This is a genomic window from Sandarakinorhabdus sp., from assembly GCF_031422795.1.
Lineage (GTDB): Bacteria > Pseudomonadota > Alphaproteobacteria > Sphingomonadales > Sphingomonadaceae > Sandarakinorhabdus.
Genome location: NZ_JANPML010000470.1, coordinates 1 through 14,051 on the forward strand (window position 1 = coordinate 1; position 14,051 = coordinate 14,051).

Here is a 14,051-nt window from a genome sequence, read left to right on the forward strand (position 1 = left end):
GTTTGCCGTGCTGCTGCTGGGCGGCATCGGCATTGCGTTCTGGCAGCGCCGCCGGCCGGCCGCAACGACCGATGCAGACCCGCTCACTGCCGCCGAGCGCGCCGAACTTGACCGGCTTGCCGGCCCTTCCGACTGAGAAACACATGACGCTCTGGATCATCCTCACCGCGCTCACGGCGCTGGCCGCTGCCTGGCTCACCATTCCGCTGGTGCGCCGCCACGAAGCCCGGGTGGACGCCCGCGCCGCCACCATTGCGGTGCTGAAGGACCAGCTGGCCGATATCGACGTGCAATTGGCGGCCGGTGCGATCCAGCCCGGTGAAGCCGAAGGCCTGCGCAATGAACTTCGCCGCCGCCTGCTCGCCGCCGGCCATATTCCGACCGAGCTTGATCGCACCATGGGCCAGAAGTCCCTGTCGGTTTTGGCGCTGGGCCTCGCCGGCATGGTCGCGGTTGCCGCCGCTGCGCTTTATGCCAGCATGGGCCAACCCGAACTGGCCAGCAGCGCTGCACCTGCCACAGCAGCAGCCCCGGCCGCAGCGCCAGCGCAGGACGCCGCCGCACAGGGCGAGGTAAACCAGCTGATCGCCGGCCTTGAACAGAAGGTGCAGGCCAATGGCAGCGACCCCGAAGGCTGGCGCATGCTGGGCTGGAGCTATTTTCAGACCGGGCGTTACGCCGACGCGGTCAAGGCCTATGCCCGCGCCATTGCGCTGAAGTCTGATGGCGAAGGCTATCAGTCGGCCTATGGCGAGGCGCTGGTGCAGGAAGCCGGCGGCCAGGTGACGCCGTCGGCGATGGCGGCCTTTGAAAAGGCTGCCGCGCAAGACGGCGCCGACGCCCGCGCCCGTTATTTCCTTGCCGTGCGCAAGGCCGAGTCCGGCGATCGCAAGGGCGCCATCGACGATATGCTGAAGCTGCTGGCGGATTCGCCCGCCGACGCGCCGTGGCTGCCGCAGTTGAAGCAGGTGATCGGGCAGACGGCGCAGGCCGCCGGCATCGACATCAGCGCGCGGTTGGCCGCCACCCGCCCGGTTGGCAATGCCGCCGTGCCCGGCCTGCCGCCGCAAGTGGCTGCTGCCGCTGCCGCCAATGCCGCTGGACCTGCCCCAGTCGCTCCTGGCGTGATGCCCAGCCCCAGCCGCGACCAGGTGCAGGCCGCGCAGGCGATGAACCCCGCCGATCGCCAGCAGATGATTCGCGGCATGGTCGATGGCCTTGCCGAGAAGTTGAAGGCCAATCCCAAGGACGAAGGCGGCTGGTTGCGCCTGATGCGCGCCCGCCAGGTGCTGGGTGATATGCCTGCAGCCCGCACGGCGCGCGATCAGGGGCTGGCGGCCTTTGCCGGTGACGCCGCCGCGCAGGGCCGCATCCGGGCGGCAGCGGCAGAAATGGGCCTCTAACTATCGAGCAATTCGCCAAGCAGCGGATTGGGAAAGCGCCGGCGCTGGGTGATGGCGTGGAATTCCTCGGTCAGGCCGGGGATGGTGAAAACCTCCACCAGCGTGCCAGCGGCAAGTTCGTCTTTCACCACGATCGGCGGCACCAGGGTCAGCGCTTCGGATGATCGGGCGAGCAGGCGCAGCATCGCCATGTCGTCCACTTCCGCCAGGATGATCGGCTGGACACCAGCCGCATCGAGCAGCTGATCGAACCCGGTGCGGATATCGAGGCCTTTGGCCGGCAGCAGCACCGGCAAACGGGCCAGATCCAGCGGAAAGTTCAACGGGCGGTGCAGCAGGCCGGGCGGGCCGACGAGGCCCACCGGCTGCTGGGCGATGCGGCGCGATACAATATCGGGCGCCACCAGCCCGCCCAGCAATCGCGGCGGCTGGTTGGCCAGCACCACATCCAGCTCATGCGCTTCCAGTTGGGCCAGCAGCTCACGGATGGTGCCCGATACCATCACCAGTTCGACATCGCGGCGGCCGATCAGCGGCGCGATGAACTCGGCCTGGAAATTGCGCGACAAGGTCGGCAGCGCGCCCACTCGCAACACCTGTTGATCCAGACGCGCCCGCCCGGCCAACGTTGATTGCAGCGCCTCCCCGGCAGCGAACACCGTATCGGCATAATCGAGCGCGACCTTGCCGGCTTCGGTCAGCACCATGCGCCGATGTTCACGCTCGAACAGGCTATGGCCCAGCTGCACCTCCAGCGCCTTCAGCTGCACCGACAGCGCCGATTGCGACAGGTTCAGCCCCTGCGCCGCGCGGGTCAAGCTGCCGGCATGGGCGACCGCATGGAAATAGCGCAGATGATTATAGTTCAGGGCGGTCATGGTCAGACATTTATAAAACAGAACGATATTACGCAATATATCTATTTTACGTGATATTCGCCAGCGCCTAGATGACCGGTCGTTTCCGAACACCATGGAGCGACACGCATGACGACGACCCCCTTGTTGTGGCTGGTGCTGGCCGGGCCGGTAGCCCTGCTGGCGCTTAACCTGTTGCCGGCTTCCAGCCCCAAGCGCCTGGCAGGTGTGGCCCGCAGCGCAGCGCTCATCAATCTGGGCGGCGCTGCCATCACGGCGCTGCTGGTGGCGCTGGGTGGTTCGCTCGCCACGCCGGCGCTGCCCGGCATTGGCAGCGTTGGCGGCATCCTGTTCGATGCGCTCACCGCGGTGATGTTTCTGCTCGTCAGCTTCGTCGGCAGCATCGTGGTGCATTATTCGCGCAACTATATGGCGGGTGATCCGGGCCATGCTCGCTTTACCCGGTTGCTGGCGTTCACGCTGGCCAGCGTGCTGCTGCTGATCCTGTCGGGCAATATGGCCCTGTTCTTTGCCGCCTGGGTGGCCACTTCGCTGGGTCTCAACCAGCTGCTGGTCTTTTATGCCGATCGGCCCGCCGCCATCCTGGCGGCGCGCAAGAAGTTCATCGCCAGTCGTCTGAGTGATGCCTGCCTTGGCCTTGCCATGGGCTTGATCTGGCAGGCCACCGGCGCGCTGGATTTCACCGCCGTGTTTGCCGCGCTGGAAGGCGTGGCCGCCAGCGGCGAGATGCCCACCGGCCTGACCGTCGCTGCTGTCCTCATCGCGGTTGCTGCCTTGCTCAAATCGGCCCAGTTCCCGATGCACGGCTGGATCACCGAAGTGATGGAAACCCCCACGCCGGTTTCGGCCCTGCTGCACGCCGGGATCATCAACGCGGGCGGCTTTCTGGCGCTGCGCTTTTCGCCGCTGCTCACCCTGTCCGCCCCGTCGCTGGATCTTTTGCTTATCGTTGGCGGCTTCACGGCGCTGTTTGCCAGCGTGGTGATGCTCACCCAGAACAGCATCAAGGTGGCGCTGGCCTGGTCCACCATCGCCCAGATGGGCTTTATGTTGTTGCAATGCGGGCTGGGGGCCTGGGCACCGGCGCTGCTGCACATCGTGGCGCACTCGCTCTACAAGGCGCATGCCTTCCTGTCGTCGGGCAGCGTTGTCGATATCGCGCGGGCCAGCTGGTCACCCAGCCCAGGCGGCGCGCCGCATCCGGCGCGGCTCGGTCTGGCCGTGGCCGGCGTGCTGGCCGGCGTTGGCATTGTAGGCACGGTGTCGGGCTTTGAACTGGCCCGTGAACCCGGCGTGTTCGCCCTGGGCGCCATCGTGCTGATGGGCCTTACCCACTATATCGCGCAATCGATCGACACACGGCCCACCGGCTTCGTCATCGCCCGCACGCTGGTTGGTGCGGCGGCCGTGGCCGGGCTGTGGTTTGCCCTGCAATCGGGCATGGCCATGCTGATGGCCGGCGCCCTGCCGGAAGATGCCTACCGCACCGACCTGGTGGCATGGGCGGCGATTGTGGCCGTGGTCGCCAGCTTTGCCGCGCTCACCATCGGCCAGGCCAGCTTCATCACGGCCAAACCTAGCGGCACCATGCCGGCGTGGGCGCGGGCCTTCTATGTCCACGCCCATCACGGGCTTTACGTGAACGCGCTGGCCAATCGGCTGGTGCTGCGGCTGTGGCCCACCCGCCTGCCTGCCCGTCGCTGATCCCATCTTTCGCCTTTCGAGAAAGCTCCACCCATGCTGACCGATACCATCGAACCGCCGGCTGCCACCACGCCGGCAACCGCCATCGCCAGCGATGCGCTCACCGCTGCCATCAACGAAGCCTGCCAGCGCATCGCGCCGCTGTGGCCGCTGAAGCACTTTGTTGCCGTGAACCCGTTCCTGGGCTTTTCGGGGCAGAGTTTTGCCGCCACCACCGCCACGCTGCGCCGGGTCGCCAAGGTGGATATGCTGATGCCGCGCGCCTTTTACCGGCAGGCGCTGGCCGACGGCATCATCACCGATGATCATGTCGCCGCCGCGCTGGCCCGGGCGCCGGGCAATGCCGCGGTGCCGGCAGATGTGGCATTGGCCACGGCGGCGCTGGCCCGCGATCCGGCGCAGCGTAGTGGCGGCCCGGCCGTGGTCGCCACCATCGCCGAAGTGCTCGACCGGCTTTCGGCCGGCGATCGCCAGGCCAGCCGCACGGCCTTCATGGTTGATGAAATCTCGCGGTGGTGCGCGGCATATTTTGATGAAGGCCAGGCCAGTTGGCAGATGCCGGTTCGGCACATGTCGCCATGGGCGGCATGGCGCGAAACCATGAAATATGATCGCGGCGCCGAAGCGCTGGGCGTGAAAGGCTTTCGCCGCATTGTCGCCGATCTGCCCGCCGATCCCGTGGCAGCCATCGGCCTGATCGTGGCGGCCATCGGCATCCCGCAACGCGCGGCGGCTGATTATCTGCACCGCGCCTTGTTCGATATCGGCGGCTGGGCGGCGTATGTGCGCTATCTGGTGTGGGACAATGGCCTTTATGGCCGGCAGGATCGTCGCCTGATCGAGCTGCTCGCCATCCGCATGGCCTGGGGCTATGCGCTGTTCCGCCAGCGCAGCGATGCGCAATTTCAGGCTGCCTGGGCCGCCGAGATGCAACAGGCCGCCCAATTGCCCGATGATGCCGGCCTGTCTGCCGATCCGGAACTCGCCGTCGATCTGCTGTTTCAAGACGCCTATGAAATCGCCTGGCAGCGCCAGTTGCTCGGCAAGCTGGCCCGCGAAACCCAAGCGCCGCAGCCGTTCAAGCTGCCCGCCCCCGCTGGCCGCACGCCGCTGCAGGCGGCGTTTTGCATCGACGTGCGATCCGAAGTCTATCGCCGCGCGCTCGAACAGGTGGCGCCGGGCAGCGAAACCATCGGCTTTGCCGGCTTCTTCGGCTATCCGATCGAATATATCCCCATCGGCCGCGAAACCGGCGGCGCCCATTGCCCGGTGCTGCTCACGCCGGCCTTTACCATCAGTGAAATGGTGAACGGCGCCGGCGCTGATGAAGAAATCGAAGTGCTGGGCTTGCGTCTGCTGCGCCGCCGCGCGGCAAAGGCGTGGAAAAGCTTCAAGCAGTCGGCTGTCTCCAGCTTCACCTATGTCGAAACCATGGGCCTGGCCTTTGCGCCCAAGCTGGTTGGCGACGCGCTTGGGCTTACCCGCACCGTGTCTGATCCCGGCACCGACGGGTTGGACGGCGATGTGATCGGCAAGCTCGGCCCCCGGCTGGAGCCGCGCGTGGTCGGCGGCCGCATGACCGGCCTGACCGCCGATCAACGCCTGAACCAGGCCGAAGCCGTGCTCAAGGGCATGAGCCTGACCAAGGATTTTGCCCGGTTCGTGCTGCTCGCCGGCCATGGCAGCACCACCGCCAACAACCCCCACGCCTCTGGCCTTGATTGCGGTGCCTGCGGCGGTCACACCGGCGAAGCCAGTGCCCGCATTGCCGCTGATATCCTGAATGATCCCGCCGTGCGCATCGGCCTGCGCAGCCGCGGCATCCAGATCCCCGACGATAGCTGGTTCCTGGGTGCGCTGCACGACACCACCACCGATCAGATCAGGATCTTCGATCGCAATCGGGTGCCAACCGCGCTGCACGCCGAACTGGCCGAACTGGATGGCTGGCTGGAACGCGCGTCGGTGCTGGCCCGCCGTGAACGCTCGCGCTTTCTCGATCTGGATGCGCCGGACGGCGATATCGATGCCCAGGTGCTGCGCCGCAGCCGCGATTGGGCGCAGGTGCGGCCCGAATGGGGCCTGGCCGGCAACGGCGCCTTCATCGCTGCGCCGCGGCAACGCACGCTGGGCATCGATCTGGGCGGCCGCAGTTTTCTGCACAATTATGATTGGCGGCAGGATGACGGTTTTGGCGTGCTGACGTTGATCATGACCGCGCCGATGGTCGTGGCCAGCTGGATCAACCTGCAATATTACGGCTCCACTGTGAACAACCGGGTGTGGGGTGCCGGCAACAAGGTGCTGCACAACGTGGTCGGCACGCTGGGCGTGCTGGAAGGCAATGCCGGCGATCTGAAAACCGGGCTGGCGTGGCAATCGGTACACGACGGCGAAAAATTGATCCACGAACCGCTGCGCCTGAACGTCTTCATCGAGGCACCACTGGCAGCGATCAGCGCCATCATCCTGGCGCATCCGATGGTGCGCGATCTGGTCGACAACCAGTGGCTGCACCTGTGGGCCATGGACGACATGGGCAAGGTCGCCCACCGCTATGCCGGCAACGGCGAATGGGCGGCGGTGGACTAAACCTGGCAGCACGACAGCACCATGGTCGGGGTTGGCAGCCGCGTGCGACCGCTGCATGATGGCGGTGATGACCAGCCCCGCAAACCCGCCCGAACATGCCCCCCACCATGTGCCGCCCCACGGCCATGGCCCGGATGACGGCGGTCGCTGGTTCCGCCGTACGCTGGCCGTGATGGCTGGCATCGCGGTGGCGGTGGTGATCTGGCAGTTGCAGCAGCTGGTGCTGGTGCTGTTTGCCAGTGCGCTGGTTGGCCTGATGCTCAGCGATTTTGCGGCGTTTCTGAAACGCTGGTTGCGGTTGCCCTTTGCTCTTGCCATCGCGGCGGCGGTGCTGATTCCGGTGGTCGCGCTGGGGTTGATCTTCGGCCTGTTCGGCGCGGTGATGGTGGAACAATTCATCCTGCTAGCAGATCGTTTTCCGGCGGCTTTGGCCCGGGTGGAAGCCTGGGTGCGCACCTTGCCCGTCGGCAGTGATCTGATCGCCCAGCTGCGCGGTTATGCGCCCAAGATGGAGCAGGTGGTCGGCATCGTTGAAGCAACGTTGGCCAATATCGGTTCGGCCATCACCGGGCTGATCATCGTGCTGGTGGCGGCGCTGTATCTGGCGGCGCAGCCCCGGCTGTATGTTGATGGCCTGATTGCCATGCTGCCCGCCGATGCGCGGGGGCGGGCCACTGAAACGGTGGCCGCGGTGCGCGCTGCCCTCACATCCTGGTTGAAGGCGCAGGCCTTTGGCATGGCCTTTGTGGCGGCCGCCACCTCGGCCGGGCTGGCGCTGGTGGGCCTGCCGTCGCCACTGGCCATCGGGCTGGTGGCCGGGGTGTGCGAGTTCGTGCCCTATCTGGGCGTGGTGCTGGTATCGGTGCCCACGGTGATCCTGGGTTTTGGCCAGAGCATGGAAACCGGCATTTTCACCATCATCGCGCTGGTGGTGGTGCAGCAATTGCAGGGCAATGTGGTGACACCGCTGGCCCAAAGCAGTTTTGGCGACATGCCGCCGGTGCTCACCATCTTCAGCCTGATCGCCGCCGGCACCCTGCTGGGGCCGCTGGGCGTCGTGCTTGCCGTGCCGATGACGGTGGTTGGCATGGCGCTGCTCAAGGTGCGGCTGGCGCGGCTGGGCCGTTCTTCGCCGCTCACTGGCGGCTGAAGCCTTGCACCGCGCTGCGGGCTGTGGTTCAGCCCGGCGCACATCATGTCCGAACCAGCTTCTTCTTCTCCGGCTTTCCTGCTGATCGACCGTGGCGCCGTGCTGTTCTGCGGCGTGGCGGCCGGCATCGCCATCGGCTTGGCCTTTGCGCCGCAGCTGCAATCGCTGCTGGGCCAGGGCGCGCCGATGGCCGTAGTGGGTGCGGCGCCCGCGCAGGCGGTGGACGGTGAAGGCCTGCCCCAAGACGTCGCTGCCGCTGCCGACGTGCCGGCCGGCCTCGCCCGCGCGGTGGCCGAGCAGCGCCCGTATCGAATCGGGGTGTTCGGCGACAGTTTCGGCGATGGGCTGTGGGCCGCCCTGTACAACCAGTTGCCGCGCCGCGAAGCCTTCCAGGTGTTGCGCTATTCCGAACAGGCCACCGGCTTCACCCGTTATGCCCAGATCAATCTGGAAGAGCGGCTGGCGACCACGCTTGCTGATGGCCCGGTAGACGTGGCGGTGATCAGCTTTGGCGCCAACGACACCCAAGGCATTTATGTGGGCGGCAAGGTCGCTCCGTTGCTTTCGTCGCGCTGGCGCACCGAAATTGCCGCGCGCATCACCCGCTATATCGACCTGCTGCGCGGCCAGGGCGCCAGCGTCGTGTGGGTGGGCCTGCCGGTGATGCGCGACGCGAAATATCAGGCGCAGGTGCAGGGCCTGAACGCGTTCTACGCCGAATTGATGGCCGAACTCGATGTGCCGTTCATCGATACCAGCAATGCCGCCGTTGATGCGAACGGCGGCTATGCCTCGCATCTGCCGGGCGCGGATGGTGTGCCCATGCTGGTGCGGGCCGGCGATGGCATCCACATGAGCATGAAGGGTTATCGCCTGCTTACCGGCGCATTGGCAACGCGGCTGCGGGCGTGGGGGCAGGCGGCACGCGCTGGCAAGCCGGTGACGCCCGATCTGGTGCCGGCGCCCGCGCCGCTGCGGCCGGAACCGGCGGCGCAAGCGACCAGTGCTGAACCTGCAGCAGCCCCAGAGCCGGAAACCCCAGCGCCTGCAGAGCCGCCCGCTTCGGTTCCAGCCGAAGCTGCACCGGCGGCCACCCCGTCGTCTGCGCCCCCGCCCTCCGCGCCTACGCAATTGCTGCCGCCCGCCGCCCAGACGCCGCCGCAACCTGCGCAGGCCGAGCCGGCGGAACCCCGGTTCTGATGGCGGCACTGGCGGCCTTGACGCTAGCAGCGGCGCCCTGCCTTGCCGCGCTGTGCGGGGCTGAATTTCTGGCCGGCGTGCCGCTGACGGCGGCGCAAATGCCCACCAGCCGCCCGGTGCACATCGTGCAGATCGGCGATTCCCACACCGCTGGTGACGCCATCACCAGCGCCTTGCGCGACACGCTGCAGGCGCGATTGGGCAATGGCGGGCGCGGCCTGATGCCGGCGGGCCGGCCGCATGCCGGTGTGCGCACGCGCGGTGTGGCCGTGGCGGTTTCCGGCCCCTGGAGTTCGCGCGGCCTGTTTGGCAGCAACGCGGCAGATGCCTGGCCGCCGCGCGGTATCACGGGCTATACGGTCAGCAGCCGGTCGCCGGGTGCGGCCCTGTCGCTCACCGCCGATTCGGCGTTCACGGCCTTTGGCGTGTGTGTCGCCGCCGGCCCCACCGGCCCGCGCCTGTCGCTCACCCTTGGCGCCGACACGCAGGAACTGGACTTCACCGCCGAAACCGACGGGCCGCAATGCCGGCGGTTCGTGGCCCCGGTCGCCACGGGCAGCGCCCGGCTGGAACTGGTGGCGGGTGAAGCCATCGTCACCGGCTGGTGGCTGGAACGGCCACAAGGCGTCATCGTTTCGAATCTGGGCGTGCCGGGCAGCCAACTGCAATTCCTCGGCCGCGCCGATGACGCCACCATGGCCGCCCAGTTCCAGGCGCTGCCGGCCGATCTTGTCATCCTGGCCTTTGGCACCAACGAAGGCTTTGCGCCGTTCTTCGACGCCGCGCGGCTGGAAAGCCAGATCCGTGAACAGGTGGCGCGCATCCGCCGGCTGGCCGGGCTGGTGCCGATCCTGTTGATCGGCCCGCCCGATGCGGCCAGCCGCAACACGCAATTGCGCAACAACGTGGTTGGCGGCGCAACCGGCGCAGCACCCGATTGCAACCGCAGCGTCTTGTCCACGCCCAGCCGCTTGCCGGTCGACGGTCTCGACATTCCGTTGTGGATCGATGAAGGCGGCGCGCTGGCGCCCGACCCTGTCACCCTGTCGGGCCCGATGCCGCGTGCCGTGCGGCGCGGCCTGCCGCTGTTCAATCCGCCGGCTCTGGCCGCGGCCAGCGACGCGCAGCGCCGGGTGGCGGCTGAACTGGGCATTGCCTTCTGGGATTGGCGGGCGCGGCAGGGCGGCGCCTGTGCTGCCGTGCGCTGGATGCAGACTGGCCTGATGGGCCCGGATTTCATCCATTATTCCCCCGCAGGCGGCGCCGAAGTGGCCAGGTTGCTGCTGGCCGATCTGGATGCCGCGCGCGAGGCTGGCGCCCGCTGATGCTGTTCCCCACGCTGGATTTCGGCCTGTTCTTCCTGCCCGTTCTGCTCCTCGTCTGGACGGTGGGGCAGGCATCGAACGAATGGCGCAAGATCATCCTGCTGCTGGCCAGCTGGGTGTTTTACGGCGCCTGGGATTGGCGCTTTGTGGCGCTGCTGATCGCGTCGGCAGCCATCAACTGGGGCTGTGCCCAAGCCATCGCGCGCCGGCTGGATGACGACCGATCGGCGCAACCCTGGCTGGGGCTGGGGGTCGCCGCCAATCTCGCCATCCTGGGTTTCTTCAAATATTTCGGCTTCTTCCTCGAACAATTGGCACCGCTGCTGGCCCGCGCTGGCTGGGGCCGCGATTTGCCGGTGTTGGAAATCATCCTGCCGGTGGGGATCAGCTTCTTCACCTTTCAGGGCATGAGCTATCTCATCGACATCGCCCGCCGCCATACCAAGCCGGCCCGTTTTCTCGACATCACGCTGTTGATGAGCTTCTTTCCGCACCTTGTGGCCGGGCCGATCGTGCGGGCCAGCCACCTGGTGCCGCAGTTCCAATCCGTGCCTCGCCTCACGCGCGGCATGGTGGCGACGGCCTTGACCCTGATCTGCTGGGGCCTGTTCAAGAAAGCCGTGATCGCCAGCGAACTCGCCACCGGCCTGGTGGACAAGACCTTCTTTGATCCCGCTGCCCACAGCGGCCTTGATCTGGCGCTGGGTGCTTATGGCTATGCCGTGCAGATCTACTGCGATTTTTCGGCCTATTCCGACATGGCGATCGGGCTGGCGGCGCTGCTCGGCTACCGTTTTCCGCGCAACTTTGATCAGCCTTATCGTTCGGCATCGTTGCAGGAATTCTGGCGGCGCTGGCACATCTCGCTCTCCAGCTGGCTGCGCGATTATCTGTATATCAGCCTGGGTGGGAACCGGGGCGGCGTGTGGATGATCTGCCGCAATCTGTTGATCACCATGCTGTTGGGCGGTTTCTGGCACGGCGCCAAATGGACCTTCCTGATCTGGGGCGTGCTGCACGGCGGCGTTCTGGCCATCGAGCGACTGTGGCGCGAATGGCGGCCGCAGGGCTTTCTGGTGCTGCCGCGTCCGCTCGCCATCCTGATCATCTTTCATATCGTGCTGGCGGGCTGGATCTTCTTCCGCGCCGATACGCTGGACAGCGCCCTGGCCTATTTCGCGCAGCTCTGGGCCTTCCGTCCCGGCGTGGCGCTGGCCAGTCCGCTGCTGTGCGGGCTGATCCTGTTCGGCCTTGCCATCCACTTCACCCCGCCCACCCTGCTGCCGGCGCTGGGGCGCCGGGTTGCCGCGTGGCCCGCGCCGGTGCTGGGGTTGGCAGTGGGGATCGCGATCTTGCTCACCGACGCGATGCGCTTTGAAGGCGTCGCGGCCTTCATCTATTACCAGTTCTGAAGGGGCAGGGCATGGCCGACCCGTTTGATTCGCCGGTGGATGTCGAAACCGATGATTCCGGGCTGTCCGGCCTTGGCCAGATGGTGGTGGCCGTTGCTGTCGCGGTCTTCACGCTGACCGTGTTCAACGCACATGCGCTTGCCGCTTGGGCCGACACACTCGAACCCGGCCCGCGCAGCGCCCAGATCGGCGCCATCGCGCACGGCCTTGCCGATAAGACCGCAGCGGCCGGCATGGACCGACCGCGTGCAGCGCTGCATGGGCAATGGGAACGGGTGAAGGCCGCGCGCTGGCCCGATCAGGCCGGTGCTGAATAAGCCTCAGCGATAGAAATCGTGATCGTCCAGGCGCGCCACTTTGGTGCGGCCGCGGAAGAACCGATCCGGCTTGGCCCAATTGGCGTGGAAGAACAGCGCACCCCTGGAGGTGTCGCGGGCCTTGCCGGCCAGCACATCGCGGGCAACGTCCACCGCTTCTGACCATTGGTTGGTCGAACGATCGGGGTGATAACGATCAATCGGGAAAAACTGGCCCGGCCGCTTGGCGGCATCGCAGACATCGCTGCCATGGCCGTGCTTGACCCGGTTCATCAGCACATGGGCGACGGCAATCTGGCCAGCGCGCGGCTGGTTGCCGGCTTCGTGGTGCACGACCTTGGCCACGCAGGTGACATGTTTCTTGTCGAGCTTGATCTGTTCGGACTTTTTGATCTGTTCGGACTCTGGGGCCATCGGCACGGCAGCAACAGCCTGAGGAACAACCGGTGCAACCGGAGTAGCATCCGGAGTTTGGGCAGCGGCGTGGCCGAGGGCCAGGCTCGAAACCAGCAGTACGGCCGCCATTACGGCCTGCATCTGAAGACGCGGAGTAAGGTTCACTATCATTGCCGAAACTGCGCCCCTGCGGCTGTTGGCGGCCAATAACCACTCCACCAACGCGACAGACACGACCTGCAGGAACAGCCAGAAACGAGCCCGAGCCTGCCAAATCAGAGGCCGGCGCATAGCCTTCCTGTTCATCATTCGTCAAGCAATGGGGCGACGAACCGCGCCTTCGGGGCGACCAGTGGAGCGGTTCAGGCCGCCGTTCGGGTGCGCTTGGCCTGACAACCCATGCACAGGATCCGGTTGTCGAATCTGGGAGCGTTTTTGCGGCAATAGCTTTTTACCCCGCTGCTGATCCCGGCCTGGCAGTCTTCACAATGGTCAGCCGGCGGCCTTGGTTTGGCCACAACCATTGGCTCTGCTGCTGCCGCTGCGGGCGGCGGGACAACTGGCGTCGCACGGGGCTGCGGGGCTTTGGTGTCGTTCAAACCGAACCGACGTTCCCAATCAAACTCAATCCCGCGATGCAGGCTCACGATGTTCTGCCCTAGCGCAAGCAGAATGTCCTGGCCGATCAACTTGGCGATTTCGAGCGCATTGCCGCTGTCGTTGACGCGCTGGATATGGGCGTACAGTTGATCGGTGCGGATCAGGCTTTCGATGCCGGCCACTGGTGTTTTCGGCCGGGTGATGCGGCCTTCGGCGATCAATACCAGATTGCGCAGTTTGGGTTTTATCGTAAACCCTAAGCGCTTGGGCAGCGGGATGGCGCCGCTGCTGAACAGGCGATCCAGCATTGTTATGTGGCGGCGATTCTGTTCGATCGGGGAATCAATAGCCTTGGGAAAGCGGCCAATAAACGTCAGGCACTCTCCATTTTCTTCTACCTTGATGCCGTTTGCCAGCCGCTTGCTTTCCAGCACCCACACATCCAGCAGCCGGTTGATCATCAGATGGTCAATCTGCGCCACCAGGCCATCCAATTCGATGCGCAGATCGTGAATGATGATGTGGTTGGGGCTGTGGCCCCAATGCGTATCCATTTCGATGGCGGCTTTGCTTTCGCTTAAATCTCCCTTGATGATCGCATCAATCTGCTCACGCAGCCGCACGATATCGTGGCGGGTGGCGGCCGGGTGGGCCATCAATCGTTCCAGCGTTGCAACGCTGGTGTTACGGTCTTCACGGGGCTTGAGAATCATTGAGCAACCTGACACGCGAATCACTTCGGCAATACTTGCCGAACCAGCGTATCAGGTCATGATTTCCTTTATATTTGGTTGGCGGGCTTGGTTTTAGCCGTCCAACAATGCCTTCAATCGGTCGTTGACCACGCTCGGTGCAGCCTTGCCGGCCATGGCGCGCATGACCTGGCCGACGAAGAAGCCGAACAATTTGTCCTTGCCTTGGCGATATTCGGCCACCTTGTCGGGGTTGGCGTCCATCACGTCCGTGATGGCGGCATCGATGGCGCCGGTGTCGGAAACCTGTTTCAGGCCGCGGCTTTCGACGATGCTGGAGGCAGAATCGCCGGTTTCCAGCATGGCTTCGAAAACCTGCTTC

11 protein-coding genes and 1 pseudogene are annotated in these 14,051 nt (G+C 65.8%); 8 read left to right on the plus strand and 4 right to left on the minus strand.

What is annotated here, in order from left to right; all coding sequences use genetic code 11:
- Positions 1-143: 143 nt before the first annotated feature.
- The gene (gene ccmI, locus RMO81_RS15880; RefSeq protein ID WP_310476929.1) at positions 144-1,403 is read left to right on the plus strand and encodes a c-type cytochrome biogenesis protein CcmI; all 1,260 of its coding nucleotides are present in this window, start codon (positions 144-146) and stop codon (positions 1,401-1,403) included.
- Here the strand turns inward: ccmI and RMO81_RS15885 are convergent.
- On the minus strand, positions 1,400-2,281 hold the full coding sequence (locus tag RMO81_RS15885; RefSeq protein ID WP_310476930.1) for a LysR family transcriptional regulator: 882 nt from the start codon (positions 2,279-2,281) through the stop codon (positions 1,400-1,402). The genes ccmI and RMO81_RS15885 overlap by 4 nt on opposite strands.
- Before the next feature lie 108 nt (positions 2,282-2,389).
- On the opposite strand from RMO81_RS15885, the gene RMO81_RS15890 reads away from it, so the two are divergent.
- The 7 genes from RMO81_RS15890 (at position 2,390) to RMO81_RS15920 (ending at position 11,981) form a co-directional block, all read left to right on the plus strand.
- Positions 2,390-3,985 carry an NADH-quinone oxidoreductase subunit L gene (locus RMO81_RS15890; protein ID WP_310476932.1) on the plus strand — a complete coding sequence of 532 codons (1,596 nt, stop codon included), beginning with the start codon at positions 2,390-2,392 and terminating at the stop codon, positions 3,983-3,985.
- Between the two features lie 33 nt (positions 3,986-4,018).
- A complete protein-coding gene (locus RMO81_RS15895; protein WP_310476933.1) occupies positions 4,019-6,577 on the plus strand; it encodes a DUF2309 domain-containing protein in 2,559 nt (852 codons plus the stop codon).
- A 67-nt stretch (positions 6,578-6,644) separates the two neighbouring features.
- Positions 6,645-7,727 carry an AI-2E family transporter gene (locus RMO81_RS15900; protein WP_310476934.1) on the plus strand — a complete coding sequence of 361 codons (1,083 nt, stop codon included), beginning with the start codon at positions 6,645-6,647 and terminating at the stop codon, positions 7,725-7,727.
- A 45-nt stretch (positions 7,728-7,772) separates the two neighbouring features.
- On the plus strand, positions 7,773-8,927 hold the full coding sequence (locus RMO81_RS15905; RefSeq protein ID WP_310476935.1) for a GDSL-type esterase/lipase family protein: 1,155 nt from the start codon (positions 7,773-7,775) through the stop codon (positions 8,925-8,927).
- 17 nt (positions 8,928-8,944) lie between these two features.
- Entirely contained in the window at positions 8,945-10,252 is a 1,308-nt protein-coding gene (locus RMO81_RS15910; RefSeq protein ID WP_310476936.1) for a GDSL-type esterase/lipase family protein, read from the plus strand.
- Entirely contained in the window at positions 10,252-11,664 is a 1,413-nt protein-coding gene (locus RMO81_RS15915) for an MBOAT family protein (protein WP_310476937.1), read from the plus strand. The genes RMO81_RS15910 and RMO81_RS15915 overlap by 1 nt, the downstream gene beginning before the upstream one ends.
- 11 nt (positions 11,665-11,675) lie before the next feature.
- Positions 11,676-11,981, plus strand: a complete 306-nt coding sequence (locus RMO81_RS15920) for a hypothetical protein (RefSeq protein WP_310476939.1) — start codon at positions 11,676-11,678, stop codon at positions 11,979-11,981.
- Between the two features lie 3 nt (positions 11,982-11,984).
- On the opposite strand, the gene RMO81_RS15925 is transcribed toward RMO81_RS15920, so the two are convergent.
- The 3 genes and pseudogenes from RMO81_RS15925 to gatB form a co-directional block, all read right to left on the minus strand.
- Entirely contained in the window at positions 11,985-12,506 is a 522-nt protein-coding gene (locus RMO81_RS15925; protein ID WP_310476940.1) for a cell wall hydrolase, read from the minus strand.
- Positions 12,507-12,739: 233 nt separating this feature from the next.
- Positions 12,740-13,690, minus strand: coding sequence for a nuclease-related domain-containing protein (locus RMO81_RS15930; protein WP_310476941.1), 951 nt, complete (start codon positions 13,688-13,690; stop codon positions 12,740-12,742).
- Between the two features lie 93 nt (positions 13,691-13,783).
- Positions 13,784-14,051 (minus strand): annotated as a pseudogene (gene gatB / locus RMO81_RS15935) (Asp-tRNA(Asn)/Glu-tRNA(Gln) amidotransferase GatCAB subunit B); the annotation flags it as partial.

Bases quoted from the DNA above. Each gene is read 5' to 3' on its own strand.
- RMO81_RS15920 (WP_310476939.1), top strand. From the start codon at position 11,676: ATGGCCGACCCGTTTGATTCGCCGGTGGATGTCGAAACCGATGATTCC.
- ccmI (WP_310476929.1), top strand. From the start codon at position 144: ATGACGCTCTGGATCATCCTCACCGCGCTCACGGCGCTGGCCGCTGCC.
- RMO81_RS15900 (WP_310476934.1), top strand. From the start codon at position 6,645: ATGACCAGCCCCGCAAACCCGCCCGAACATGCCCCCCACCATGTGCCG.
- RMO81_RS15925 (WP_310476940.1), bottom strand. From the start codon at position 12,506: ATGGCGGCCGTACTGCTGGTTTCGAGCCTGGCCCTCGGCCACGCCGCT.
- RMO81_RS15890 (WP_310476932.1), top strand. From the start codon at position 2,390: ATGACGACGACCCCCTTGTTGTGGCTGGTGCTGGCCGGGCCGGTAGCC.
- RMO81_RS15905 (WP_310476935.1), top strand. From the start codon at position 7,773: ATGTCCGAACCAGCTTCTTCTTCTCCGGCTTTCCTGCTGATCGACCGT.
- RMO81_RS15885 (WP_310476930.1), bottom strand. From the start codon at position 2,281: ATGACCGCCCTGAACTATAATCATCTGCGCTATTTCCATGCGGTCGCC.
- RMO81_RS15930 (WP_310476941.1), bottom strand. From the start codon at position 13,690: ATGATTCTCAAGCCCCGTGAAGACCGTAACACCAGCGTTGCAACGCTG.
- RMO81_RS15915 (WP_310476937.1), top strand. From the start codon at position 10,252: ATGCTGTTCCCCACGCTGGATTTCGGCCTGTTCTTCCTGCCCGTTCTG.
- RMO81_RS15895 (WP_310476933.1), top strand. From the start codon at position 4,019: ATGCTGACCGATACCATCGAACCGCCGGCTGCCACCACGCCGGCAACC.